Annotated in this window: 2 protein-coding genes; both read right to left on the bottom strand. The window is 37.8% G+C overall.

The window, feature by feature from the left end:
- On the bottom strand, positions 1-1,760 hold a 1,760-nt coding region (locus AC1DPQ_RS25415; protein ID WP_477611268.1), incomplete at its 3' end, for a hypothetical protein.
- 42 nt (positions 1,761-1,802) lie between these two features.
- Positions 1,803-2,273 (bottom strand): formylglycine-generating enzyme family protein (locus tag AC1DPQ_RS25410; RefSeq protein ID WP_477611267.1); only part of this gene is annotated, 471 nt, incomplete at its 5' end.

Below are 2,273 nucleotides of genomic sequence, written 5' to 3'. Positions count from 1 at the left end.
CTATTATGCAAAGCTCCAATAGCGGTAACGGCTCCTTCATTGTTTGTGCCGATGTCTGTTTTATTGAAAGCCGATGTTACTGTTGGAACATACCATTTATTTTCTATTTGCTTCAAAACAAGTTCCTCATGGTTAAAAAGATCAACATAATGAGTGTCAGGTTTGTTATCGACAGCAAATAACGCATCGCTAAATCCTTCTGGGACAAGGCTAAAAACCGTGTAAACCGTTTTGTTTGGTTTATCCCAACGATTAACAAAAATATTGTCCTTAAGTGTTGACAACAATGGAGTATAATTTTGACTGATAAAATTTGAAGTATTCTCTCTCAATACTCGAGATGTTTTACCCAATAAAACAAATTCTTCATTAACCCACTCCGGAATCCCTGGTGCAAATTGATTTATTTCGGTGCCATATCCATTAAAAAAGGAAAGGTAAATTTCACGGTTTATGCGTTCTTGACCAAAATCGGCAACTCTAAAAATAGCAAAGTCCGGTTTGATAAATTTATTTAAATTCAACATCGGTGGATAGTATAATGCATTATGTACTCTCCCTGATGGGATACCCTGCATATCTTTTGGAACAGCCATTCCTTCACTATACATAATAACACCCGGTTGTGCGTGATCAGCCGCATCCTGTAATTCCTTACTGGATCCTCCTTGGGTATCCAGAACTACTCCATCAATACCTACTTTTTTAATTATGTTTGTCATACCATCAAAATGTCCTTCGTCACTGCGCGTACTTCCGTCCCAAGGATTGTAACATATAAAAAAATGGGTGCCTAATGAATGGCATAAATTTGATATTTCATGTAATTTATCAAAACCGCCAGGCAAGTCCCTAAACATATCCCATTGATTGCGTTGATCCATCCCCAGGGTTGGCCATGTTGGCCAAATACCATATACATCGCTTCCTCCATATAGCTTCTTGGCGCTTTCAAGAAATTCTTTTACGTGATATTGCCCATCTTTATAATCGTAAAAACGACGATCCCAAGTCATCATCAAGTTAACAACATATTTATTACGGAACCATTGCAAATCTTTTCTGCCCATTATTGAATTGTCAAACGTGCCTGGTTCCACATCGTACAACATGCGTTTCTGAAACATTACCCGCAATCCTTCCTGCCAATCTCCTTGATAATCATCAGCCCAAAGCGTATAAGTTACCTCTCCTGTATTAGGATACAGCACCGTTTCAAAACGATGAATTTTACCATTTTTTACGGATTTTCTATCACGTCTCATTAATGCACAAACACCTTTGTCTCCATTTGCAGGTATTGCAGAGAAACCTAAATCCCAAGCATTATCAGGTACAATTACGTTAACGGGAGCGAAGCCTGGACGAAATAAATAGGTACGTGACAATTCATGCTTTCCCTTACCTGTTATGTATGTGTGATTAACAGATTCTCCAAATGGCACAACATTATGGAGCATTAAAGTATCTTTACTTATGTTTTTAAAAGTAATAGTTGCTTTAACTCCGTAGCTATAATCAATTTTAGAGTAGCTTATACTTATTTTATTTGCGACTTCTGTTGCATTATTGTTTGCTTTACCCTGATCTGAATTGAAAGCATCTTCACTAATCTTGAACGAAAGTAAAGGCAAATGTTTCCCGTTAATCATCAAGCCCCCTTGGCTTGTCAAAACAGCTGTCTTTATCGATTGTGCTTCAGCAGATACCGTCAAAAGAAAACAGATAATTAGTGTACTAATTTTAAGATATTTATTCATGATGTATTTTAATAGTGATTTATTCAGATCTATTTTCTTTCTTTATTCAGCATCTTTTACACAACGAAAGCCGATAGTCGCTGCACGTTCATAACCTGGCGATACTCTTAATTGATTCTGGCGACGTACCAAAGGTTTTGCGCCCCCCTCAACATACCACCAACTTGCTTCTGGTTTAAAATAAGACCCGCCTTTCATAATAAATATTTTTGTGGTCCCTTGGAAATATTCATCATTTGTCATTTGCCAAATACAACCTGTAAGATCTTCAACTCCAAATTGATTTGCTCCTTGGGGATACTTTCCTACTGCTGTAGGAATCCCATTTCCTAAATTGCATTTTTCTCCTTTTTCATCAGGTATATTTCCCCATGGCCATAAACGACCATCAGAACCTTGAGCAGCATACAACCACTCTTTTTCAGTAGGTAAACGTTCTCCGGCCCAAGCTGCATAAGCCTTTGCATCTTCCAACGCAACATAACATACAGGGTAATTCTCTTGCCCTTGAGG

It is taken from the genome of Pedobacter sp. 01T416_2, assembly GCF_056398925.1.
This window is presented reverse-complemented; position numbering and strand designations above follow the sequence as displayed.